Raw genomic sequence first — 24,295 nt, 5'->3', positions numbered from 1 at the left:
GATAGCACGCGCACGTTTTCCAGAAAGCTCTATTCCTCAGCAGCAGCTCCACTGATGCGCGCCTCGGGGTTCGCAAACATCTCGCGATCGAGCGTCTTGTTCACATTCGCCGACGTAACGCCCGCGACCATGGAGTCGCTCACGTTGAGCGCGGTGCGGCCCATGTCGATGAGCGGCTCGACCGACGCCATAAGGCCCACGATCTCGATCGGCAGGCCCATGGTGCCGAGCACGATGAGGCTTGCGAACGTGGCGCCGCCGCCAACGCCTGCCACGCCGAACGAGCTGATTACGATGATGGCAATCAGCATGACCACCCACATCGGGTCAAACACGTTGATGCCGACCGTCGGCGCGATGAGCGTGGCCATCATAGCCGGGTAGATGCCCGCACAGCCGTTCTGCCCGATGGACATCCCGAAGCTCGCCGCGAAGTTCGCCGTGGCCTCGTCAACGCCGAGCGCCTTCGACTGCGTCTCGATGTTCATGGGCAGAGCGCCCGCGCTCGTGCGCGATACGAACGCGAAGGAGAGCACGGGGAACGCTTTCTTCAGGTATGTGACGGGGTTCACGCGGTTCGCCGCGAGAATGACCAGGTGCACGACGAACATCGCGATAATGGCCACATACGAGAAGATGATGAACTTGCCCAAATCGACGATTGCCGCGAAATCGCTCGTGGCCATGACGTTCGCGATGAGCGCCATGACGCCATAGGGGGTGAGCCCGATGACCATCTTCACGATGCACATCACGATGCCGTAGAGGCTATCGATGATGCGGCGGAAGAGATCGGCCTGCTCAGAGTCGCGATTGCGAAGCTTCAAGTAAGCCATACCCACGATAGCCGAGAAGATAACCACGGCGATGGTCGACGTCGAGCGGGTACCGGCCAAGTCGGAGAAGACGTTCGTCGGGATGAACGACAGGATGGTCTGCGGGATCGTGGTGTCGGCCACCTTGTCGGAGCGCGTCTGCAGCGCGTCCATCTTCGACGCATCGACCGTGCCCTGCGTGAAGTCGGCGCCGGCCAGACCCGAGAAAGCGATGGTGGCCCAGCCGAACACGGCGGCGATGGCGACCGTGCCCAAAAGCACCACGAGCACCGAGATGCCAATCTTGCCCAGATTCTCCGTTGCCTCCGTTCGCGTGAACGCGCCGACGATCGCCACGAAGATGAGCGGCATCACGAGCATCTTGAGCAGGCTGATATAGCCCGTACCCACAAGCGACATCCAGTCGAGCGCGCACTTCGCGGCATCGGACCCGCGGCCCAAGGCCAGCTGGATGGCAACGCCCAGCACGATGCCCATGCCGAGCGCCGAGAACACGCGGACCGTGAACGACAGCCCCTTGTTCTTCATGAATTTCAACACCGCAAGTAATGCGGCGAAGACGATTAAAACGACAGCAACCGCCGCCCCCACCTCGAATGACATTGCATACTCCTTCAACGCACAATTCCTACTGAACAGGTGGTTATTATCGCGCTTCATTCCTACAGTTTCAATAGGAAATCTAGGAAATCGGGGCATGCCGTCGGTTAAAAACGAGGGGATGCGGGATGTCCACTAGAGCGCGCTGAGCAGCCGGAAAGGACACGGCAGTTACGCGGGCGTGCGCAGGGTCGCGTCAGAGCGGGCGGAACAACTGAGGCGAGCCTGTCAGATAGCCCGCTCCGGCCGATGCCCTTAGAGATGTGAATCCAAAAAACTTGTCGAGCCCGTCTCGCCGAGCGCGAAAAGGGCACCGGGGAACGCACCCGCATCGCAGGCAAGACCATCATCGCAGGTCACCTTTGTGACGCTTGCATTCTCGATCTTCACGGGATCGTTCACACGCGCGGGATCGAGCAGGTACATGGTCGAGCGGATGACGAACGAGTGCGTCACCACGAGCACGTTGCCGCCGCCTGAGAGCGCCACCTTGCGCGCCACATCGCAATAGAAACCGCCGAGCCGCGCCTTGATTTGCTCCCAACCCTCCGCTTTGCCGGAAGCGTCCCAGCGCTTGATGGCGCCCGCCGTTTCCGGGAGGCGGACATTGAGCTCCTCGAAGGGCATGTCGCGTCCAAATCCCTCGTTGAGCACATCGCGCATGAGCATGCCAGGGCGCGCCTCCAAGTCGCCGTAGCACCATTCGCGGATGCGAGAATCTGATATGCGAGAAGGAAGGGCCAGCTCAGGCGCCACCTCGCTGCGCGCCGAGAGCAACTCGCCCATCGTCTGCATAGCACGCCCTAAATCGCTCGAATAAGCCGCCGCGAATTCGACGCCCGCACGGGCGAGACCGCGGCCGCAAGCGCGCGCATCGCGAACGCCCGCCTCGGTCAAAGGAGCATCGCACCAGCCCTGGACCAGGTGTTTCAAGTTGTATTCCGTTTGCCCATGGCGAACGATGTAGAAGGTGACGGGAGCGCCCCCGCTTGGGGAAGGCGCAGCGGCAGGTGTCGCTTCACCCAGCGGAGCTGTGAAACGCCCATCGGCCGCGGGCGCAGTCGAGTTGTCAAGAACCCGCGCGCCGTTTTCCCCGCGCACCATGTTGGAATCAATCATCTCGGTCCCTACAGAATACGGTAGCTCACCGTGCGAAGGCCCCAGTCATCGCAGGAGGAATACCCGAAGGCCTTCCATACGCCGGGCTGCAAATCGAGTGAACGGCTGCCGCCGCCCATGCCGCCGCAGTCGTTGATGACGGCGTACACCGTCATGCCGTCGTAGGAGATTTGCACCGTGCGGCCAAAATAGCTGCTGAAATTCGGCCATGCCATCGGGATTGCCACACCCATCGAGTAATCGTCGCACACATCGCCCGTCGCCGTCGTGCCGGGATTGGGAGTGTAGGGGTCGGTCGAGCCGCCGTACGCCGAGGCGATGCCCGTCTTCCAGCCAGCACCAGAATCGGGCGCCGGCTCGGGGTTGGGCTCAACCGGCGTAGAATCGGGCACAACTTCCTGACGATCCGTGGTGTTCGCCTTGTCGGAAACCTGCGTGGAAGACCCGCCCGCACCCTGGTCGGACGAGCCGGAATTCGACATGTTCGCCGCCTGCGTCTGGAGTGCGGCAAGGCGATCGGCCTCCGCGTCCTTGGCATTTTGCAGTTGCGACTGAGCCTGAGAAACGACGGCCGCCGCTTCCTGCTTCGTCTTTTCAAGCTCGCCTAAAGCGCGCGTCTGCGAATCCTTCTGGGTGTTCAGCTCGGCAGTGATGCCCTCGAGCTTGGCGACGCGGTCCTTCTGCGCCTCCACCTCGTCGGCCTGCGCCTGGAGAATCGAGCCAGCGTACACCACGTTGCGCGTCAGCTCATCGAAAGAGGCCGACCCCAAGATCAACATGAGCATCGACCCCGCCGAAGGCGAGCGGTACTCGCTGCGGGCGGCGTTGCTCAGCGTCTCGCGACCTGAAATCACCGCCTGTTGGGCATCGAGGGCATCGGCGGCAGTCGCATCGATCTGCCCTTGAATAGAAGTGAGCTCGGCATTGATCTTGTCGTATTCTTCGGAGATGATCTTCATCTGCGCCTCAGCAGCATCAAGCGCCGTCTGGGCATCGGAGACATCGTCGGCAAACGCGGCCACAGGAATAAGGGACACAGCGAGAAGGGCGCTCAAAGCCATCGCACACATTGCGAAGGCCCAGCGTTTCACCTGTTCACATGCACTAAAGTGCGTTCCCACCAATTTCCTTCCAACGGCCAATAGAATGCATGCGGCACTGCTTCGCCACATGAAAAACGTCCCTTCCGGGACGCCTTGCGAAATTCAGTATGACCAAAGAGCCCCCTCCTGGCAAGTAAAACAGCGCAAACAACATGAGCGCCCCGCAAGCCGATAAGCCTTGAGGGCGCCCAAGTTCGCAGAAAACCGCGGGGAGCGGGCGCGCCGTCTTGCGCAAGGCGACGATCCCGCCCGCGCAAGCCGAAGCGCCCGCCCGCCTGCACGATTCGGCACCTCCGCTAGATCAGCGAGCCACCGCAGCTTGAACCGGCGCCGGCAGCGCAGCTGTAGCACACCGGGTTCGTGCGAACCTCGCGCGGGGGAAGCGGCGCATCCACAATGTCGGCGATCGTCGCGTCACGCCCATCGAGCTGGATGGGCATCTCGAGCACATGGTTGCACTCGCAGTCGTACAGGCGCCCATCGACGTCGACGTTCACCTGATCGCGGCACATGATCTTGCCCACGGCGAACGCGTTGAAATTATCGTGGAGCAGCTTCAGGTAATCATCGGTGAGCCCCGCGTCCGCCAAATCCATCGCGAAACGGCCGAGCGGGAAGTTGTTGAAGGCATACAGCTCGTTGAAGTCGATGCCCTGCTGCTCGGTCAGCTTCACGCGATAGGCGTCTGCCAGAAGCTCTTGCGGCGGCGGCAGGAACGGGCCCGCCACGTTGTAGACGATTTCCAGCTCGGGGCCGCCCTCGCGCCCATACCCACGCTCGTTGAGCTTGCGAATGTTCGCGACCGCGCGCTTGAAGACGCCGCGTCCGCGCTGGTTGTCGGCGTTTTCGGCGTCGAAATACGGAAGCGACACGCACACATCGGCCCCCACCTCAGCAAACACGTCCAGGAAATGCTCGTATTCCGGCTTCTCCTCGAGCGTCAGGTTCGTGCGGACAATCACCTTCTCGGCGAGCTTGGCGCCTTCGCGCAAGAACCACTCGCAGTCGGGGTGCAGCTCAGGCGAGCCGCCCGTCACGTCGAGCGTCTTGTAGCCGCCCGTCTTGAAGGCAGCAAGGATCTGCTCCATCGTCTCGCGCGACATAACCTCGGTGTTCTTCGGCCCGCACTCCAGGAAGCAATGACGGCACGCAAGGTTGCACGCGTAGGTAATGTTCACCTGCATCGTCGCGGGTCGCTCGTTCGTCTGCAGGATTTCGGGCAGGTTCACGCGATCGTAGAACGAGGGAATGCCGCAGCGCTCGCACGCCTCGTTCAAATAGTCGAGGTCGGCCTTGCGCTTGCCGCGGCGCATCTCGAGCGCCTGCTGAGCGCGAGCGAGGTCGAACCCGCCGCGATGCGCGCCGCGAGGCGTCACCTCGAAGTACTTCCCGTAGCGCGACTGCTCGAGCATGGCCGCCATATTCCCGCTCACGGCGTACTCGCGGCCCTTGATGAGGCGCAACTCCTCGGTCAGGTCGAAGTAGCGCGGCATCTCGGGCATCCCGCCCAGGTAGCGCGCGACCTGGCCGTAGTTCTCCTCGGCGTCTTCCAGGCCCTCCGCCTTGATGGCGCGCACCGTGCGCGAGGTGAACGACGTGAACCCGAGCTTCGTCTCAAGCGCCAGGTCGGAGACGTGGATATCCTCCACCGCGGTGCACACGTAGCTTTTCCAGCCGTGCTTTGCCAGCATGCGGCGGAAGTCGTCGATGTACATCGCGCCGCCCAAGCACTCGCCGCGAAGCACCGGGTCGGCGCGCAGCTCGTCGGACATGCGGCGGTCGCAGAACACGTCGGAGAAGTACAGCTCGCCGCCGGGCTTCAGCACGCGGTAGATTTCGGAGAACACCTGGTCTTTAAACGGCGTCAGGTTGATTACGCAGTTGGAAACCACCAGGTCAACCGTACCATCTTCGATGCCGAGCTCTTCCAAGTCCTCGATGAAGCCCGCCTTGAACTCTACGTTAGAATGCTCGAACCCGAACTTTTCCGCCTGCTCGTCTTGGTATTTCTGCGCAACGGCAAGCTGCTCGGGGGTCATGTCGACGCCGATGACGCGCCCGGTCGGCCCCACGAGCTTCGAGAGCACGTACACATCGCGCCCCGTGCCGCAGCCCAAATCGACCACCGTCGCGCCGGTAAGTGCCGGCGGAATCGGAGAGCCGCACCCGTAGAAGCGCTCGACGATCTCGTCGGCGATGTCGGGCATCACGTCGAGCACGTACTTCGGCGGACGCTCGGTCGCGCAGCAGCATGCGTTGGTCTTCAAGTCGTCGGAGCCGCCCAACGTCTTGCCGTAATACTCGCGCACCTGAGCGCGAATGTCGTTCTTCTCGTCTGTCATTGTTCCCCTCAAAAACCCGCAGGTCAAGTCATCTTTCCGGCAATGTCGCCTGAGTGCCGGGCAATGCCTGCCGCTCGGCATCCTGCGCGAGCAACCGATTAATCTCCTCTTTAAGATGGTAGCCATTCCCAAGCGAAGGCCGCGGCGGCGTTCACGAAGCGAGTTCCGCAGCGAAGCGAGGACTGTTTGAGCGACTGAACGTTGCCGCGGCCTTCGCGCAACCAGGAATGGGCTACCGACCTTCGTCCGCCATGCCGAAACACTCGGTGAAGAACACCTGGCAGTCAAGATCGTACTTGTCGCACACCTCGTCGAGCGCGTCGTCCATGAGGCGAGCGAGCGGACGCGACTCGCAGACGGCGCGGGCGTTGATAATCATGCGCATGTTCTTGTGGTCGCGCAGGAATTCCTGAGCGTATTCGGTGTCGTAGTCCACGCCGATGAGCGACGCCTTGTTGAAGTCGCCGTTTCCCGAAGTCGCGAACGTCTTCAGGTGCGGCACGTTCCGCTTGCGCTCGATGAGCCCCATGCGGATGCCCTCGATCAGGTCGTCGACCACCGCGTTGCAGTCGATCTTGGAACCGTCCTTCGTCTTCAGGTACAGACGGCGGTTATACCAGGTGAGCTTCGCTTCCGCATCGGCAAACTCCTGATTGTTGCGCACCGAGAAGTTCTTGAGCGCAGTCTCGTGCGTCGTGAGGTACTCGGCCAGCTCGGGAATGCCGGTCTTGTCCTTGGCCGAGATCTTCATCGCGGGAATGTCGGGGCACGCCTCGTGCAAAAAGCCCATGTAGCGCTCGATCGTGGGCTCGTCGAGCAGGTCGATTTTGTTAAGCACGATGAGATCGGCCTCTTCGAGCTGCAGTTTCAGCAGGTAGACCAGCTCTTCGGGCAGGTTGATATCGGCATGCTCGGGCATGATCATGCGCAGGCGCTCGGGGTCAACCATCACCATGAACGGCGAGAGGGTGAACTCGTCGGCGTTGTTGTCATGCAGCGTGTGGTACACATGGTCGAGCGCGCCGACGCCGCAGCCGGGGATGTCGCTCATGACGAACGTGGCGCCTTCCTTGTCGCGCAGGCGGCGAATCTGGTCGACCGTGTTGTCCATCTGATAGCAGATGCAGTCGTTGCCGATCTCCGCGACCGTGCAGCCCGACGTTTGAGTGAGGCTCGTGTCCACGAGGTTCGCGCCCAGGTCGTTCGCAATGATAGCCGTCTTCCCAATGTTGCGATCCATGTATTCCGCAAGCGCGATCATGGTCGTGGTCTTGCCGGCTCCCAAAAAGCCGCTCACCACCATAAAGCGGATCTTGTCCACGTGAATGCTCCTTCTATCGTGATTGGGGCCGCGTCTTCCCGCGCGGCCCCTGCAAGTCCTTCTATTCTACCAGTATTAGCAGCAAGACACGCGCACCGGCTGGTCGTCTTCGTCGACAACGCCGTCAAAGTCGGGCGCAACCTTGATGATGTGGTCACCATGGGTGTCGCCCGCATGGCGATCGCGGCTACCCTCGTAGTCGAACACCGCTGCGTAGCGCCCGCCGAATTCGGGGATGACCAGGCTCGTCACGTTGTTGCACACATGGCGCCTCTTCCCCACCGGAAACTTGATGTCCTTGTCGAACAGAAAGTAGTCGGGGAAATCGGGCAGGCCGCCCTTGTAGGTGACGAACTCGCCGTAATCTTCGCACACGTCGGAGGTGTAGGGAGTGCTCACCAAACGGCAGGTGATCGTCGCGAACGACGTGCCGTCGAACAGCGCAGCCTCCTTCTCGGTCACCGGCGTCTTGTTGGTGATCAGGTAGCGCGGATCGTTGAAGCCGAGCTGCTGCGCGATGCGGCGGAAATCGTTGATGTACATGGCGCCGCCCAGACGGAGCGCGACGTTGTCGATGTTGTCGGAGATTTCCCTCTGCATGCGACGATCGGCGAACACATCGGTGAAATACCACTCGCCGCCTTCCCGCAGAATGCGTCGCACCTCTGCAATATAGCGCGCTTTATCAGGGGATTCGTTGAACGTGCAGTTCGAGATGACCACATCGACGCTGCCGTCGGGGACAAAAGAGAGATCCTCCGGGCAACCAGCGTGGAATTCCACGTTGGGGGTATCGTAGCCGAACTGCTTCATCTCCTTTTCCAGATACTTCTCGCCGATGCGCATGCGGACGGCGTTCGGCTCGACGCCGATCACCTTGCCCGCAGGCCCCACGAGCTGCGCCGCGAGGTAGGTGTCGCGGCCCGAGCCGCAGCACAGATCGACCACCGTGCAGCCTTCCAGAAGCGGCGGAAGGGGCACGCCGAACTCCCGCGACGTGTTCTGGATCTCGCCCGCAATGTTGAACATGCGCTCGCGAGCCTGCCCCGGAATGGTTCCGTCCGCGTCTCGCGTGCGGGCGGTCGCCTGCGGATCGCGCGGCTCGGCAGCGGCGATTGCGTCGTAGTATGCCTGATAGTTGCCGTCTTCGACTTTGCGATAGTATGCCTGGTAGTCCATGCGACCTCCTCGGTCTCGATCCTTCGAATCAACAAAGATACCTGCTTCGATTTAATACTAGATGCAGTCTATCACTTTACACGGAAGCTGTGCCCGCTCAAACGCTTTTGAGCGGCAAGGGCAGCGTGAGTCGACCCTCTTCGCGCAGCTTATGATAGGATTTTCGCAAACGACGATAAGGAGCCCGCCATGTCCACCATCGAAGAAGATCTTCGTTTCCTCATCACCGAGCTGCAAGAAGAGCGCACGAACACCGGCGACGAGCTCGCGACCTGCCCCATTCCCGGAACCTTCGGCGAGGCGTGGGACCTTTTCCGCGCGCTGTGCAACACACGCCTGCCCGAGCACGTGAGCGGCGAGTTCCTCGCCAAGCAGGACAAACTGCTGCACGCGATTATCGACGAGGAAGGCATCACCTACGCAGGGCTCATCCCCCCGTGTGCGAGCGATCCGCGCTTCGCCGTATGGCGCGGAGACATCACCACGCTGGCGGCAGACGCCATCGTGAACGCCGCAAATTCCCAGCTCCTGGGATGCTGGGTGCCCGGCCATTACTGCATCGACAACGCGATCCACACGTTTGCGGGCGTGCAGCTGCGCATCGAGTGCGCGGCGATCATGAGGGCGCAGGGTCATGAGGAACCTACCGGCCAGGCGAAAGTCACTTCGGCGTACAACCTGCCATCGAGCCTGGTCATTCACACCGTTGGGCCGATTGTGGAAAATGGGAAGCCCACCGAGCAGCACAAGCGGCTCCTCGCCGCAAGCTATCGTAACTGCCTTGACGCAGCGGCGGAGCGGCGCTGCAAGTCCATCGCCTTCTGCTGCATCTCCACCGGCGTATTCGGGTTCCCGCAAGAAGAAGCCGCCCACATCGCCGTCGACACGGTGCGGGCCTGGCTTGACGCCAACCCCAAGGCCGATATGCACGTCATTTTCGACGTGTACACCGAGAAAGATGAGCAAATCTATCGCGAGATCATCGGCGAATAGAGGCAAACCCGTAGTTGGTGGTCAACTGCGGGCTTTGCCTTGTCCGTTTCGGCGATTCGCGCAGGTAGATTGCCCACCCGAAAAGCCCCTCCCATCAGCTTTTGAAGTCACAGCGCTCACACCGGGGCAAGTCGAACGCTTCCGGGTCTTCCTTGTAGAACAGCCCCGCCCATTGGCAGATATGCTGCAGCACGGGAATGACCGACACACCCTTCGGCGTGAGGGCATACTCAACTCGCGGGGGAATCTCCTCGTATTGGATGCGCTGGATAAGCCCCGATTCCACGAGGTCTTTCAGCGCGCCCGAAAGTGCGGCGTCGGTCACGTTGCACATCTCCGAACGCACAACGCCGTAGCGCAGCGGCCCGTCGGACAGCACGCAGAGGATGCGCGACTTCCACTTCCCGCCGAACACATCGAGCCCGTATTCAAGCGGACAGCGGATATCCTTTTCGGTTTTGCGTTTGCGCGCCATAAGCCTCTCCTTTGCATTTGCCCTCGTCCTCGATGTTGCACAGCCTAGCCAAGTCGCAGGCAAATGTACAAGTTACTCAAAAAAGATTGAGCGACTTAATCTTTTGCGAACGTCTTCAAATCGACGAGTTGCCCCCGTATCTTGAGTGCCAGCTCGAGCAAAGACGAACACTTCCCCGTCGAAAGGACGCCACTATGACCGTTAAGGCATATCTCCAGATTACCATGACTATCCCCGAAGAGAACCGCCCCGCCGCGGTGAAGGTGTACACCGACTACCGTCAGCCCTTCCTCGACACCATCGAAGGCGCGCTAACCAAAGACCTGCTCGTCCGCGACGAGGACGTCCAGGTGCTGCACGGCTTCGATTCCGTCGAGCATGCGAAAGCCTACCTGGAAAGTGATCTCTTCAAAAACGACGTCGCGACCGGCCTTGCCCCCACGTGGAGCGCCGACCCGAGCATCGTCATCTACGCAGTTGCCTAGCTCGACCGCACGCAGGCAGCGTTCGCTATGCGGCGGGCGCTGTCTGCCTGAGGGCCGCTCGCTCATAGACACGACGACCCTCAGGCAGGCACGTAGCCTGCGCACGCGGAAGCGACGGAAAACTCGCTTACGCCCAACCGATGAAAGGGGACTCCCATGTTATCCACCAGCAAAGTTGCAGTTGAAAGCACCGGTTCCGGCCTTGCCGTGAAGGCCTCGTGCCGCGACTTCGAAATCACGTTCGACGAGCCGTGCGAGATGGGCGGCACCAACGAGGGGATGAACCCCGTCGAGGGCGTGCTGTGCTCGTTCGCCGCATGCCAGACGATCGCGACGCTGATCTTCGCCGGCGCCCAGGGCGTGCCACTTGAAGGCGTCCGCATCGAAGCGGAAGGCGACCTCGACCCCGACGGATTCATGGGGATAAACCCCGACGCGCGCAACGGCCTTCAGGAGGTACGCTTCACCGTGCATCTGAAGTGCGCAGACGAGGAAGCGGCGAAGAAGCTTGCCGACCTGGCCGAAAAGCAGTGCCCCGTCAGCGACTGCCTCGCGAATCCGGTGCCCGTCGTGCGCACCAGCCTCGTCATCGAGTAGCCAGCGAGAAAAGGAGCAACCATGGCTCAAATGCCGCAAGAATGCGTGGACATGATCAACAACGCCTACGCTGCCGCATTCTCCACCTGCGCAAACGGGGTTCCCAACGTGGTTCCCGTGAGCATGAAGCAAGCGATGGATCCTGAGACTGTCATGGTTTCCGACCAGTACATGAACAAGACCCTCGCAAACCTGAAGGAGAACCCGCGTGCCGCGCTTTCCGTTTGGGACAACGAAGGCGGGTTCCAGGTGAAGGGCACCATCACCTACGAAAACGAGGGACCGCGTTATGAGCAGGTCGCCACGCAGGTGAAGGAAATCCTGAGCTCGATGGGATATGACTTCACGAGCAAGGGCGTGTGCTTCCTGCACGTCGAGGAAGTCTACTCGGTGACGCCCGGCGCTCATGCCGGCGAGCGCATCGCGTGATGCCGCTTCGCCAAGCACCCTTTTAGGGACACCGCGCCGCGCAAACCCCCTGTTGCGCGGCGCGTTCCTATTTGCTGGTAATATGCATGCCGCATTGCCTTTCCTCGGCACATGCGGCGGTCCGGTTTATATATTGAACACCGCGCCGACCAGCGACAGTGAAGCATTCATCTGTTGCTCCTCAGCGTATCCGACATGCTTGCATTTCCTTGCGTTCAAATCCACGGCCTTCATTTGCTCCACGCAAGCAAACCCAGAAACATCTTCGCAGTCGATTTTCGAATGCATTGGATACCCGTTGTCCGTTGAGGTAATGGGCGCAACGACCGTCATGGACGACACCCGGTTGAACGCATCGGAGCTCAGCACAATTGCGGGCCGATATTTTGCCGGTTCATGACCAACATGTGGCTCGAAGTCAACGTAGAGCACTTCACCCTGTTCGCAAATCATCGCTACCACATTTCCTTGCCGACGGGTTCGCCCCAAGAGCACTCTTCGCCTCGCGATGCAGGGCCGCGTAAGTCATCAGGAAGAGAATACGCGCCGCTCCAGCCCGAAAAGACATCCTCAGCAGTAAGCACTTTGTCCCGCGTATATTTACGCTTCATAGGAGCGATTTCTATGGCCGAGTTTTTGGCGTTCGGTTTTATGGACACCCTATCGCCCGCAGAGAGTCCCAACATGTCGCAAATCTGCTTCGGGATGATAAGGCCCTTGCTGTTACCCCAGGCCCGAATGGTGGCGAAAGTCATAGCGCCTCCCTTCGTGAGTTATATTTTCGTATAACTATTGTAGCACACCCCCGCACCGAAGCGAAAACAAAAGCGAGCTCGATACCGCTGGAATAGCTAGCGCCGCGCGCTGGGCCATCATTCCCTAGGACCCTCTCAAAGAAGAGCGTTTCTCATCGAGTTCTCATTGACAAGACCCCGACTGCAATGGGGGCTACAAGAGACGTTGCCGTTGCGCGCGTGGCTAACGGAATGTCGAATGGGCGCCGCATTAAGCGGCGCCCATTCGCTGCGGATTCCAGTCCTATTTCAGCAAATCCATCTCGAAGGCGCGCATGAGCACAACGGCCACACGCTCGCGGGCGACGTCCTCGCCGGGCCTGAGGTACTTGCCCATCGGCTCGTCGTAGCCCTGGACGAGGCCCTTCGCCGCCGCCCAGGCGAAGGCGGCGCGCGACCAGTCGCTCGCAAGATAACCGTCGGCGAAGGCGGACAGGTCGCTTCCCGCGGCGTCGAGCTCGCTCTCGGTCGCGCACAGACGGGAGAGGATGGTGATGAGCTGCTCGAAGCTGACGTTGTCGTCCGCGGCGAAGTCGAACGTGCCGTCCGGCTGCTCGAAGCCGGTGATCACGCCGTTCCTCACCGCCCAGTTGGCGGCGGCGGTGTAGTACGTGCCGTCCGCGGAGCCCGCGATGCCCGTGGTGTCCACGGCGGTCTCGGCGTCGTAGGAGGCGTACTCGTCCGGGCAGGCGTTGCGCCAGAGGATGGTTGCGAGTTGGGCGCGCGTGAGCGGGTCGCCCACGCCGAACTGCCCCGCCTTCACGCCGTTGGTGTAGCCCGTGATGAGGCTCCTCTCGGCAACGTAGGTCACCGCCTTGCCGTACCAGGACGACTCGGAATAGTCCACGTCGGGGAAGGTGGGGGCAGGCCTGGGGTCTCCTCCCCTCTTAGCCCATTTTGCCCACAAATCAATATCACCTGTACGGTTGGCGTCAATCTCGGTCACTCGCTCGGTGAGCTCTTGGTCGGAGAACCAGCCCCTGAACTCGTAGCCCTCCTTGATCGGGTCGACAAGCTCGACCGACGTCCCCGCGGTGTAGAACGCGGGGTTGTTCGCCGCATTCACCCCGCCATCTAAGTGATAGGCGATTGCGAAGCGCTGCGGCTCGAAGACCGCTGTATACGTTGCGTCCTCGGCGGCGCGCACCTCGAGGTCGGGACCGCCCGCCACCGATTCCCTGTCGGAAGAACCTGCTTGACGCTCCCAGCCGACGAACGCCCAACCGTCCGCCGCCAGCGCGTGGACGGCCGCCTTGCCGTTCTTGACAACCTCTCCGCCACCCCAAACGCTGCCATTTCCATCTGCGGAAACAGAGATGACGGCTTTTTCAATATCGGCACCTGACACAGTCGATGCAGTCTGGGCCTCTTCCCCGGACGCGTCCTCGACGAGTACGCAATCGCCAGGATTGCTCGTAGCCGGCGCTTCGAGGGCAAAGGCATCGCCGCTCTGCAACGCAACACCCTGGTAGCTTTTCATGCTGACGGGAGCATCCCCCGAGCCGTCCTTCTCCTCGACGGTGACGTCCATCTCGCCGGCATCGGTCGCCGTCACTTCGACGCGGTAGCTCCCGCCCGCAGGCAGGTCGACCATCTTAGTCCCGTCGGTCGTCACCGCGGCGGGCAAGCCGTCCTCGTGCAGCGACTCGTCCACCTCGTCGTTCACAATCGAAACCACGAGATTGCCCCTGGCGTCGTACGCCTTCACGTCGACCGGGCAGGCCACTTTGACCGTGCGGTAGTTTTCGTGGGTGAAGATGCTAGGCAGCTCGCCAAGTGCAGCCTGCGCGCTCTTCATCCACGACACGTACGTCTCCTGCGTATGACCGTGCACCACGCCCTTGCCGGTGACGAACGCGCCGTTCAGAACGCCCGTGCCGAACACGGCCGTGAGTATGGATCTGTACTGCGGTATCACAAGCGCGCTGGAAAGGATCGCGTAATCGTTTGCCTCGGCGGTTCCCATGATGGCGGCCTTCACGACCCGTCCGAACATATCCCTCGGAGGAACGCCCACGAGGTAGTTGCTGTAGTACATCCGCGTCGTGGGAGCAAGGGCGCAAATCTCAATCGATATCGCCGACGCCGTCAACGTCCCGGCCAAATAGCCTCTGAACGTCTCGCCGCTGAACTCCTCGAAGTACCCGTCCATCTCGGACAAGAGGGCCTTGTAGACATCCCCGTCGGTGTTCGACCGCGAGGGCAGGACCAAGTCCCTCCCATACCGACCATATCCCCACTCGCGCAAGGGAACCCTCGTGATGACGTCCTCGGGGTTCACTATATTGAAGATGTTGTCGTAGCTTGAGCTCTTCCGGCTACTTGAGAGCGTGGTCGTAGGCGACTCGAAGGTGAAGTCGTAGATGCGCTCGGGCGAAAGCGCTCCGTTCACGTCGCCCTTGCCGTCGTTCAGCTCAGCGCCGAGGATGTTGGCTACGGAAGCGCCCCTGCTATGGCCTGTGATCAGCACGCGCGCCTTGTCGAGGTCGATGCCGTTGTCCCCAACATAGCTTTTGAACGCTTCCAGCACCTTAGACGCCGCCAAGGCGAATCCCTCGTGCGTTTCCGTGTCCGACCCTTTGAGCGTGTCTGCGACGTTGAGGTTGCTCAGCCACTCCCCGTTGCCGGGCGTTCCGCGCACGATGACGGCGATGATCGGCACGCCGTTGCTGGTCGCGCGAGCCTCGATGGAGTATCCGACCTGGTCGTAGTCGCCGCCATAGCCGCCGCCGTTCGGATGGCTCTCGACAGGGGCGTGCGAATCGAAGCCAAGCCCGTCGCGCAGCGCTGCCTCGATGTTCTTCTCCGTATAAGCCGAGGCGGCGAGCACGGCGGCTGTAGTGGCAAGGTCATGGTTGTACGTGTACGAAGAGGTGTTGAACCAGGCATCGTCCCAGTTGACGGACGTGGTCGCATACCCGCTGCCCCCCGAAACGTTGAACGTGACGTTTGCAGCAAACGGAGACGAGGGGATTTCATCATCTTGCTTGGGGCCACCTGGGTCAGGAATCGGAGTGAAGCTTCCGGAAGAAATAGCCACGCCGTCCATGAGCTCAGTGGGGGTTGCGCGATAACTGCCAGCGCCGCCGTAATAACGGCCAAGTTGGCCAAACTCGTCGAGGCCCCATGTCCAGAGCGACCCGTCGCTTTTAACTGCCGCAGAATGCCATCTACCCAAGGAGACGGAAGCCACTCCGTCCATCACCTTGACAGGTGTGTTTCGGTCTTCCGTCGTCCCATCGCCGAGCTTGCCCCAGCCGCTATTGAACCCCCATGTCCAAAGCGACCCGTCCTTCGAGATCGCGGCGGAATGCGTAGCCCCCAACGAAACGGATGCCACCCCGTCCATCACCTTGACGGGCGCGATGCGGTCTTCCGTCGTCCCGTCGCCTACTTGGCCGTAATTGTTGAGTCCCCAAACCCAAAGCGACCCATCGCTTCTAATCGCCGCAGAATACGAACTTCCTAATGAGACGGACGCCACTCCGTCCATCACCTTAACAGGTGTGTTTCGGTCCTCCGTCGTCCCGTCGCCGAGCTGGCCGTGGCCGTTGTCGCCCCACGTCCAAAGGGAGCCGTCCTGCTTGATGGCTGCTGAATGGCTTGTCCCCAGCGATACGGACGCCACCCCGTCCATCACCTTGACGGGCGTGCCCCGGTCCTCCGTCGTCCCGTCGCCGAGCTGGCCTCGATTGTTGAGCCCCCATGCCCAGAGCGATCCGTCCTTCGTGATTGCAGAGGAATGGCTCCCGCCCAGGGAGACGTATGTCACGTCGTCCAAAACCTTAACGGGGGCGTTTATCTCTTGCTCACTCGACCCGTCGCCAACTTGCCCATGATCATTGAGCCCCCATACCCAAAGAGTTCCGTCTTCTTTGATTGCCGAGGAATGCCAGTTGCCCAGGGAGACGGACTTTGCGTTGTCCATGATTTGCGTAGGGTTTACAACCTGGTAGTACACGTTTCCATCCAGGCCGCAGCCAACCTGCCCCCAACGGTTGTACCCCCATGCCCAAAGAGTTCCATCCTCCTTGATTGCTGCCGAAGAATCACCGCCGCATGCGATAGTCTGCCCAAACGCAGTGCCCCCTTCGCTATCAACCTGCGAGGGATCCCCCCAAGCAACGCAGGGAAGCAATCCCACCGTCAGAACAACGGACAAGATGGCTCCAAGTGCTTTTCTCCAAGTTTCGGACATGCCGCACCTCCAGTTCGGGCAATACGCCAGCAAACGAATCGACGATGCCAACAGTGTAGCAAAATGCAGTTTCCTAATTACCAAGATTTCCTCGCCGTATTTAAACGGTTCTCAATTGAGGGCTGTAAATCGCCGTCTCAAGCTGTGTGCAAGGCAGTCGATTTCCAACTTGGGCGAAAGGCGGATTTCGCCAGGGTTCTAATCTGTCAATACGTCGACACTTGTGTAAGCTTTCGTCTTGTTGACTTTGCAAGTCGGGAAGGCATCCGGCTCTAAAAAAGCTAGCGGAACCGCCCTCCCTTGCGAGCAGAGGACGATTCCGCTAGCTTTACCTACATCAGCACGCCAAGCGCGATGGCGACGATGAGCAGGGCCGCGGCTATGGCCATTACGGCGAAGTCGATGCCCGAGAAGGGGTACTCCTTGAATCCGCTTTCGCGTGTGCGCAGGTTGAAGCCGCGCACCTCGGCGGCGATGGCGGCGCTGTTCGTCTTGCGCACCGACGACACCAGAAGCGGCACGCACAAGGGAACCATGAGCCGCACCTTCTTCACGAGGCCGCCGTCGAATTCCACGCCGCGCGCCATCTGCGCTTCCATGATGCCTGCCATGTCGTTCATGAACACGGGGATGAAATGCACCGTCGACATGAAGGTAAAGGCATACTTGTACGGCACATGCAACACTTTGACCAGCGCATTCGCTATATCAGTGAGCTTGGTCACGTAGAACACGAGGAAAAGCGGCACCGCGCAGGCCACCAGGCGCACCACGATGAGCACAGCGTTCAGCACGCTCGCCGTGCCGATATAGCCCCAGGGCAAAGACACGAGCACGTCGCCTTGCGGCGTGAACAAAAGCGCGATGAGCGCAAGGATAACAGAGAACGCGGCGACCGCTTTTGCCAGGCCGATTGTCTGCGGGACCATCTTGCACTGCACGGCCATGACAGCATCAATCACGATCACCACGGCCAAAAGGATGAAGTTGCTTGTTGCAAAACAGGCAATGACCAGCAGAAACGCTGCCGCAAGCTTCGCTACCGGGTTCATGGTGTGCAGAAAGCTCTCGCCCGGCACGTATTCGAGGAATCCCTTCATTTGGCATCTCCTTCCCCGCGCACGCCGACTTCGCTTGCAAGCGCGCGCTCCATGTCGTCGAGCGTGTTCGCGCCTGCAACAGGCGACGCGGGCGAGACCGCACCTTCCTGCGCAAGGCGCATCGACACCTCGACGATTTGCGGCGGCAGAAGATGCGCGCGGGAAAGCACGCCCTTATCTCGCAGCACATCGAACGTCGCGCCATCGGCAACTACCTGACCTGCGGTCATGGCGATCACGCGCGTCGCGTAGTCGCCGACGACCTCCATGTCGTGGCACACCATGACAACGGTGGTGCCGCGGGCGTTCAAATCGGAGACCACCTCCATCACCTTGGCGCATTCGCGGAAATCGAGGCCCGTCGTAGGCTCGTCGAGCACGACGATGGGCGGCTCGAGCACGACGATCGACGCGAGCGCCAAAAGCTGGCGCGTCCCGCGATTCAAGAGGAAGGGCTCGGCATCGCCGTCGAACCCGAAGCGCTCGATCATCGCATCGACCTTCGCCTCAGCTTCGGCGCCCGCGCGGCCTTGAGCGGAAAAGCCGAACAGCAGTTCCTCGCGCACCGTCTTGCAGCAAATCTGCCGATCAGGATTTTGAAACAGGAAGCCCACCTTCGAGGCAAGCTCGCTCGTCCTCAGCTGCGAGGTTGGCACCCCGTCGATCAAAACCTCGCCCGACGTCGGCTTCAAAAGGCCGTTGATCAGGCGCATCGTAGTGGATTTCCCCGCGCCGTTCGTTCCAACGAAGGCGACGAAATCCCCGTCGCCCACCGTGAAGCTCACATCCCGCAAGATGGCAAGCTCACCATCATATGAGGCGTTCACCTGGCGAAACTCAATCATGCGCAAGCCTCCTTCCCAGAAAGCAGCCCCTCGCACGCGCAAACGGCGCCCTCGACGGTGCACACCGCCGGCCCGCACACCAGTCCGCGCGCACACAGCCTGTTGACAAGGCTCGTCGAGCGCGGGCAGTTCACCCCAATCTCGAGAAGCTCGTCGGAATGTTCGAGCACCTCACGGGGAGTGCCGCAGAAGCGAATCTCTCCCTCGTCGACGATAACGAGCGCGTCGGCGTACTCGGAGAGCAAGGCGATTTTCTGCTCGACCACGATAACGGTTGTCCCATGTTCGACCGAGTAGCGCTTGAGCAGGTCGAACACGGCAACCGACGACGCGGGGTCGAGCTCTGCCGTCGGCTCGTCGAGCACGAGCACGCGCGGCTTCAGGGCGAGCACCGACGCGACCGCAACCTTCTGTTTCTGACCGCCCGACAGCTCGGCGATGCTCCGATCGCGCAACTCGGCGATGCCCATTGCCGCAAGCGCCTCGTCGACCCGCGCGGGGATCTCGGTCTTAGGCACGCCGAAGTTCTCCAGGCCGTAGAGCACCTCGTCTTCGACCACCGACGACACCATCTGCGAGTCGATGTCCTGGCACACGCTTCCGACCAGGCGGCTTATGTCCGTGAGCGACGCCTCGCACGTGTCGAGCCCGTCGACGCGGACGCTGCCGTAGAAATCGCCCGGGTAGCAATGCGGGATGATGCCGTTGATTGCGTAGGTGAGCGTCGACTTCCCACTGCCCGCGGCGCCCGTGACGCCGACGAACGCGCCGTCGGGGATGGAAAGGTCGATCCCCTTGAGGATGGGGCCTGCCCCCTCCCGATAGCGAAACGATAACTGCGAGATTTCAATCATGGGATGTCCTTTGTGGTAAGAGACCTTCGGGCAATTGGGGGTCGCACGTCGAGCGAGCAGGCTTCCGTCAGACAGACGGGGTGGTTTAGCGCTTCAGAACCGCGCGCAGAACCGGGGTGAGGATTGCGGCGAGCACCGCGTTCATCGTCGCGGTTCCAAGCACCATGACGGCGTACACCCCGAAGACGGCAAGCGGGTCGAGGTGCGCAACAGCGACTCCGACGATCATCGCGAAGGTATAGCCCGAGAAAACGGTGGAGATGAAGGTGATGATAATCGGGAAGACAACGTTTTGGCAGGTCTTGCTGTCGCGCGCCGCCTTGGCAAGCACGGTGACGAGAATGCCGCACACAAGCGCACCGACCATTTCCGACGCGATGTTCACCAATGGTGTCGCATTCAGCATCGGGATTTGGCTCACCACGCCGACGAGCAGGCCGATGACGACCGATTGGTAGATTTTCGGCCGCGTGAGGATGATAGCCAGGCAGTACATGGCAATCATGAAGTTCGGCTTCATGCCGGCGAAGTTGAGAAAGCTCGAAACGGTGAGCTTCAGCACGGCGCCCGCGGCGATAAGCACAGCGACTAAGATAAGGTCCCGAACGGATAGACCGTCTTTCTTCTGGTCGGTGGCGATAGTGCGCTTCGCTGCTGCAATGTTCTCGGTCATGATTCCTCATTCCTTTCTTAGCGGTTTTCCGCCTGTCTTCGTCCGTCCCCGGACTTTTCGGTTTGCCGGCTTGGACGCGAATGAGGAATCGCCCGGGAATCATCTCAGGTGGCAATCTGTCCGCAAAATAAAAAAATCTGTCCTTTGAGATAAAGGACAGATTCGAAATCTGCGGTGCCACCTTTATTGATTTCCCATAGGAAACCCTCTCACGAACATGCCAACACATGTTCTGCCCTTAACGCAGGCTCACGGTCCAGATACTCAGCTGCTTCCCTTGCGGGCTTACAACCTTTCCCCTTTCCCTCGGCGATCCATTTACCGCTCAGCATCTCTACGGGACTTCCAGCAACGCCCGCTCTCTGTAAGCGCTTTAACGGCTTGATCTTCGCCTCATCGGTTTCAACGTATTAAGTTGTGAGTCGCACTTTAGCAGAGCGTAGCGACATGTCAAGAATTATTTTTGAATATTTCGGAAATGGAGTGCCGCGCGGCATAACCCAGCGCGAATGCGTATAATCGTTTCCAGGTGCGGAAATTTGCGTGTCCGTCCGCACTTCAGTTACATAAGGAGCACTTTTACGCCATGACGGATCAATTTAGCCGAGACCATTATCGGGACAGTCGGCAGCCTGGGGAAAATTCATCGAGAAGGCGAATAGACGCAAGCCCGAATCGTCGTACCGTTGGAAACGATGCCCAGCACGCCTCTTCGAGCAGGCGCCCCGCTGGCACCCGACCGCAAACAGGCGCCCATCAACAGGGTGCCCCCAGACCCCGAAGCGCATCGCAGGCAGGGCGCGAGCCCGCGCCGCATCGCGCCCCCTCGCAGAACTCTCGCCAGCACATGCGCCAGGGTGCGCCTTCGCGCAATCATGCCAGCTCATCGGCGAATCGACCCACTGCTCAGGGGAACGTGCGACCCGCGTCGTACAATCGCTCTCGCGCGCAGGCGAACCGAAACAACCCGGCCAACGCCGCCGTCTACAACGATTACTCCCGCTACACCGAGCGCCGCTCGAAGCGCCCCGGTCCTGTTGCCATCGGCGTTATGGCGGTGCTCGTCATCGCCATCGTCCTCGGCGTGTTCTTCGTTTTGAACCCGCCCACTTTCGACATCACCGTAAACGGAGCGAAACACACCGTCTCCAACGGAACGACGATTGACAAGCTTATCGACGACGGACTTGCCTCCCCGACGGCGGGCAACCTGCTCGCCGTTGACTCGAGCGTCATCACCGAGGGCGGCGGCGACCGCTTCGCCGCGACCATCAACGGGAACGCCACCAACGACGGCTCGAAGAAGGTCAGGAAGGGAGACGCCGTCGATATCCAAAACGGCGCCGACGTCACGGAGGACTACGATTCGTCCACCGAGGAGATTCCTTACGAACGCGTCGAGGACAATAATTATTGGAACGGCTCACTGCATGTGTACATCGACGGCCAAAACGGTGTGCGCACGACGAAAACCGGCAAGGTTTCCGGCAAGACCGTGACCGAGGACACGACCCCCGCGGTGAACGAGGAGTACAAGATCTACACTGCGAACACCGGCGACGACAAGGTGATCGCACTGACCTTTGACGACGGCCCGTGGAAGGACACGACGGCTGAGATCCTCGACGTCCTGAAGGAGAATGACGCGCACGCGACGTTCTTCACCATTGGCAAGCAAATTGCCGACCACTCTGACGTGGTGAAACGTGCGCATGACGAGGGCCACGAAATCTGCACGCACACGTGGGACCACGCTGCTGGCAGCGGCCAGGGCGTGAATCTCACGTATATGACCGCGGACGAGCAGGTTCAAGAGGTTCAAAAGGGCTTTCAGGCGATTAAGGACGTTATCGGCGAAGACCCCGTCCGCATCATGCGCGCGCCCGGCGGCAACTTCAAGGGCGACATCGTTTGGACGCTGCAACCCTACATCGATGCCGAGATCGGATGGAACGTTGACACCGAAGACTGGCGGCGCCCGGGAGCGGACACCATCGCGAGCCGCATCATGAAAGCGAAGCCGGGAAGCGTCATCCTCATGCACGACGGCGGCGGCGACCGCTCGCAAACCGTGGAAGCGCTGAAGAAAGCCCTTCCCCAACTGAAGCAGGAGGGCTATCGCTTCGTCACGATAAGCGAGCTTCTGCAATACGACCCGCCCGCGGATTCGAGCGTGAGCAAGTAGCGAGCTGCGGGATAGCAAGCGGCATGGTCTCTGGCTCCCTGAGCAACACGCAACGCGCAGAAGACAATTAGAACGGCGCGAAACCAAGGTGGCCATCTGGGAAAACTTCCAGATGGCCACCTTTTTCATTTAAGTCAGAGCCCACGGGCGAAAGCGTGCGAGAATGCTCGGGTGAATACGCAGGCCGATGCGTGAAGCGCGCCTGGCAGGCCTGCTTCCGACAGCGTTACCGCTACTCGCCAGTAGCGTTGTGCAGCATCTCGCGCGCGTGGGCAAGCGAGGTTTCCGTCACATCGCCCGAGAGCATGCGCGCAATTTCGGACGCCCTCTCTTCCCCCGACACGACCGAGAGCGAGGTCTCGGGTACATCCCCTTGGGTCTTGCGCACGACATAGTGGACATCGGCGGCAACAGCAACCTGCGCCAGATGCGTGACCACGGTCACCTGGTGAGTCTTTGCCAAATCGGCGAGAACGGAGGCAAGCGCCACCGCCGTCGCACCACCAACGCCAGCATCGACCTCGTCGAAGAGGAGCGTGTCGACGCTGTCCGCCTCGCCGAGCGCCACCTTGATCGAAAGCATCACGCGGCTGACCTCGCCACCCGATGCGATGCGCGCAAGCGGGCGGGCCTGCATGCCGCTTCCGGGACGAAACATGAATTCAACCTGATGGGGGCCTTCCTTCGTCCACTTCTCACGCGGAAGCTCGCCCACTTCGCATTCCAGGGACGCGCTGCCCATTTCAAGGCGCGCCATCACCTTCGAAACAGCCTGGGCAAAGCGCGGCGCCATCTTGCGACGGGCGGCATCGAGCGCCGACGCCGCTTCGGCAAGTTCCCGTTCTGCCGCCTCGAGCGCCTGGACCGCCGCCCGCTCCCGCTCCTCCGCATCGTCGACAAGGGAGACCAGCTCCGCCGCCTCCTCGCGCGTAGCGATAACGTCTGAAAGCCGAGGACCGAACGCGCGAAGGAGCCCTTGAAGCGCCGCCATGCGTTCCTGAGCCTCCTCAAGCGCGTCGCAGTCGAACTCGACCGAATCGCGATACGACAGCGCCTCGCGGGACACGTCCTCGAGCACATAGCTCGACTCGCGCAACGAGCTCGCCAGTTCCGCAAGCGTCTTGTCGTATGCCGACGCACCTTCGAGCGCGCTTGCCGCCGCATCGAGCGCATCGATGGCGCCCCCCTCACCCGAAAGCGATTCGTAGGCGCAGTTCGTCGCAGACACGAGCGATTCGGCGTTTTCCGCCTTCTCGAGACGCGCGGCAAGCTCCTCGTATTCCCCTTCGTCGGAAACGCCGACCGAGTCGATGCGCTGGAGCGTGAAGCGGGCCTCGTCGAGCCTCGCCGTCGACGCCTCGCCGGCCGCCTTTACGCGCGCAAGCTCGTCGGCGGCGCGCTTCGCCGCCTCGAATGCCAAAAGGTAGTTGGCGTGAGCCTCGCTAATGGAATCCTTCGCCCAAGCGTCGAGCAGGGAAAGATGCGTTGCGGGGCGCATGAGGGCCTGATGCTCATGTTGACTGCACAGATCGAGCGTCGGCGCGACAAGGCGAGCGATTTCCTTCGCACTTGCCATGTGGCCGTTGATCGACGCACGGGAGCGGCCGTCAATGCTGACACGACGGCAAACAACTGCCTCGCCATCTTCAAGCTCTACCCCCTCGGGGATGTCGGCAATGCTGTCGAAGAAGAGACGGCCTTCGACCGATAGGCCGTCAGAACCTTCGCGAACTGCGGTTTTGTCTGCCCGCTCGCCAACAAGGAGCTTGCATGCCGAAAGGAGCGCCGTTTTTCCCGCCCCCGTTTCGCCGGTGATCGCCGTGAGCCCGCGAGAGGGGGAAAAGGACGCGTCCCGAATGAGCGCCACGTTACTGACATGGATTTCGTCAATCATCACATCTCCCTTTCCCGAACTTGCCCTGTACCGCGCATCACAGTGCCGAGGTAGCTTCCCGCACGCCGCGACGCCTCGCACCTCGACGCTTGAGGCGGCTTCCCCAAATCCCAACGCAGGGCACTGCGGCCTAACGGCCGATCCTCGTGTTTCTTGCCGCACAGTATACCCTATGATTCGTCATATCTTTCGAACAAATGTTTCTGTTTTTTCCGAAGATGCTAAAGGGAACACATCGTAGTACACTTTCACTCATTGCCCGCAAATCCAAAG

General features: G+C 60.9%; 20 protein-coding genes. 5 read left to right on the top strand and 15 right to left on the bottom strand.

Annotated elements, in window-relative coordinates:
* Positions 1-29: 29 nt before the first annotated feature.
* The 6 genes from ACMRQN_RS07815 to ACMRQN_RS07790 all read right to left on the bottom strand — a co-directional run bounded on the left by ACMRQN_RS07815 (position 30) and on the right by ACMRQN_RS07790 (position 8,500).
* Positions 30-1,439: an L-cystine transporter gene (locus ACMRQN_RS07815; RefSeq protein WP_418734511.1), complete on the bottom strand. Its 1,410-nt coding sequence runs from the start codon at positions 1,437-1,439 to the stop codon at positions 30-32.
* A gap of 252 nt (positions 1,440-1,691) precedes the next feature.
* Positions 1,692-2,555 carry a histidine phosphatase family protein gene (locus ACMRQN_RS07810; RefSeq protein ID WP_418734510.1) on the bottom strand — a complete coding sequence of 288 codons (864 nt, stop codon included), beginning with the start codon at positions 2,553-2,555 and terminating at the stop codon, positions 1,692-1,694.
* Positions 2,556-2,563: 8 nt separating this feature from the next.
* On the bottom strand, positions 2,564-3,616 hold the full coding sequence (locus tag ACMRQN_RS07805; protein WP_418734509.1) for a coiled-coil domain-containing protein: 1,053 nt from the start codon (positions 3,614-3,616) through the stop codon (positions 2,564-2,566).
* Between the two features lie 338 nt (positions 3,617-3,954).
* Entirely contained in the window at positions 3,955-6,000 is a 2,046-nt protein-coding gene (gene arsS, locus ACMRQN_RS07800) for an arsenosugar biosynthesis radical SAM (seleno)protein ArsS (RefSeq protein WP_418734508.1), read from the bottom strand.
* A gap of 232 nt (positions 6,001-6,232) precedes the next feature.
* Positions 6,233-7,321 carry a GTP-binding protein gene (locus tag ACMRQN_RS07795; protein WP_296060458.1) on the bottom strand — a complete coding sequence of 363 codons (1,089 nt, stop codon included), beginning with the start codon at positions 7,319-7,321 and terminating at the stop codon, positions 6,233-6,235.
* 75 nt (positions 7,322-7,396) lie between these two features.
* Positions 7,397-8,500: a methyltransferase domain-containing protein gene (locus tag ACMRQN_RS07790; RefSeq protein ID WP_418734507.1), complete on the bottom strand. Its 1,104-nt coding sequence runs from the start codon at positions 8,498-8,500 to the stop codon at positions 7,397-7,399.
* Positions 8,501-8,689: 189 nt separating this feature from the next.
* Between ACMRQN_RS07790 and ACMRQN_RS07785 the strand changes: the two genes are divergently transcribed.
* Positions 8,690-9,493, top strand: a complete 804-nt coding sequence (locus ACMRQN_RS07785; protein ID WP_418734506.1) for a protein-ADP-ribose hydrolase — start codon at positions 8,690-8,692, stop codon at positions 9,491-9,493.
* Positions 9,494-9,587: 94 nt separating this feature from the next.
* Here the strand turns inward: ACMRQN_RS07785 and ACMRQN_RS07780 are convergent, their stop codons facing one another.
* Positions 9,588-9,968 (bottom strand): winged helix-turn-helix transcriptional regulator, encoded by a 381-nt coding sequence (locus tag ACMRQN_RS07780; protein WP_418734505.1) that lies wholly within the window; start codon positions 9,966-9,968, stop codon positions 9,588-9,590.
* Positions 9,969-10,162: 194 nt separating this feature from the next.
* Between ACMRQN_RS07780 and ACMRQN_RS07775 the strand changes: the two genes are divergently transcribed.
* The 3 genes from ACMRQN_RS07775 to ACMRQN_RS07765 all read left to right on the top strand — a co-directional run bounded on the left by ACMRQN_RS07775 (position 10,163) and on the right by ACMRQN_RS07765 (position 11,479).
* Positions 10,163-10,453, top strand: coding sequence for a hypothetical protein (locus tag ACMRQN_RS07775; RefSeq protein ID WP_418734504.1), 291 nt, complete (start codon positions 10,163-10,165; stop codon positions 10,451-10,453).
* Positions 10,454-10,609: 156 nt separating this feature from the next.
* Positions 10,610-11,050 carry an OsmC family protein gene (locus tag ACMRQN_RS07770; protein WP_418734503.1) on the top strand — a complete coding sequence of 147 codons (441 nt, stop codon included), beginning with the start codon at positions 10,610-10,612 and terminating at the stop codon, positions 11,048-11,050.
* A gap of 21 nt (positions 11,051-11,071) precedes the next feature.
* Positions 11,072-11,479: a pyridoxamine 5'-phosphate oxidase family protein gene (locus ACMRQN_RS07765; protein ID WP_418734502.1), complete on the top strand. Its 408-nt coding sequence runs from the start codon at positions 11,072-11,074 to the stop codon at positions 11,477-11,479.
* Between the two features lie 126 nt (positions 11,480-11,605).
* Here ACMRQN_RS07765 and ACMRQN_RS07760 read toward each other — a convergent pair whose 3' ends face one another.
* From ACMRQN_RS07760 to ACMRQN_RS07730, 7 genes are all read right to left on the bottom strand, one after another.
* A complete protein-coding gene (locus ACMRQN_RS07760) occupies positions 11,606-11,932 on the bottom strand; it encodes a type II toxin-antitoxin system PemK/MazF family toxin (RefSeq protein ID WP_418734501.1) in 327 nt (108 codons plus the stop codon).
* 2 nt (positions 11,933-11,934) lie between these two features.
* A complete protein-coding gene (locus tag ACMRQN_RS07755; RefSeq protein ID WP_418734500.1) occupies positions 11,935-12,234 on the bottom strand; it encodes an AbrB/MazE/SpoVT family DNA-binding domain-containing protein in 300 nt (99 codons plus the stop codon).
* Between the two features lie 283 nt (positions 12,235-12,517).
* Positions 12,518-16,471 (bottom strand): S-layer homology domain-containing protein, encoded by a 3,954-nt coding sequence (locus ACMRQN_RS07750; protein ID WP_418734499.1) that lies wholly within the window; start codon positions 16,469-16,471, stop codon positions 12,518-12,520.
* Positions 16,472-16,803: 332 nt separating this feature from the next.
* The gene (locus ACMRQN_RS07745) at positions 16,804-17,571 is read right to left on the bottom strand and encodes an energy-coupling factor transporter transmembrane component T family protein (protein WP_418734498.1); all 768 of its coding nucleotides are present in this window, start codon (positions 17,569-17,571) and stop codon (positions 16,804-16,806) included.
* Positions 17,568-18,416 carry an energy-coupling factor ABC transporter ATP-binding protein gene (locus tag ACMRQN_RS07740; protein ID WP_418734497.1) on the bottom strand — a complete coding sequence of 283 codons (849 nt, stop codon included), beginning with the start codon at positions 18,414-18,416 and terminating at the stop codon, positions 17,568-17,570. The genes ACMRQN_RS07745 and ACMRQN_RS07740 overlap by 4 nt, the downstream gene beginning before the upstream one ends.
* Positions 18,413-19,270 (bottom strand): energy-coupling factor ABC transporter ATP-binding protein, encoded by an 858-nt coding sequence (locus tag ACMRQN_RS07735; RefSeq protein ID WP_418734496.1) that lies wholly within the window; start codon positions 19,268-19,270, stop codon positions 18,413-18,415. The genes ACMRQN_RS07740 and ACMRQN_RS07735 overlap by 4 nt, the downstream gene beginning before the upstream one ends.
* 85 nt (positions 19,271-19,355) lie before the next feature.
* On the bottom strand, positions 19,356-19,943 hold the full coding sequence (locus ACMRQN_RS07730) for a tryptophan transporter (protein WP_297148634.1): 588 nt from the start codon (positions 19,941-19,943) through the stop codon (positions 19,356-19,358).
* Positions 19,944-20,859: 916 nt separating this feature from the next.
* Here ACMRQN_RS07730 and ACMRQN_RS07725 point away from each other — a divergent pair.
* Positions 20,860-22,128, top strand: a complete 1,269-nt coding sequence (locus ACMRQN_RS07725) for a polysaccharide deacetylase family protein (RefSeq protein ID WP_418734495.1) — start codon at positions 20,860-20,862, stop codon at positions 22,126-22,128.
* 232 nt (positions 22,129-22,360) lie between these two features.
* On the opposite strand, the gene recN is transcribed toward ACMRQN_RS07725, so the two are convergent.
* Complete coding sequence (recN, locus tag ACMRQN_RS07720) at positions 22,361-24,022, bottom strand: DNA repair protein RecN (protein ID WP_418734494.1); 1,662 nt, start codon at positions 24,020-24,022, stop codon at positions 22,361-22,363.
* Positions 24,023-24,295 lie beyond the last annotated feature (273 nt).

Source organism: Ellagibacter sp., assembly GCF_048412355.1.
In the GTDB taxonomy this organism is placed as follows: Bacteria; Actinomycetota; Coriobacteriia; order Coriobacteriales; family Eggerthellaceae; genus Ellagibacter.
Note: the sequence above shows the minus strand (reverse complement) of the source record. Positions and strands in the feature narration are given on the sequence as shown.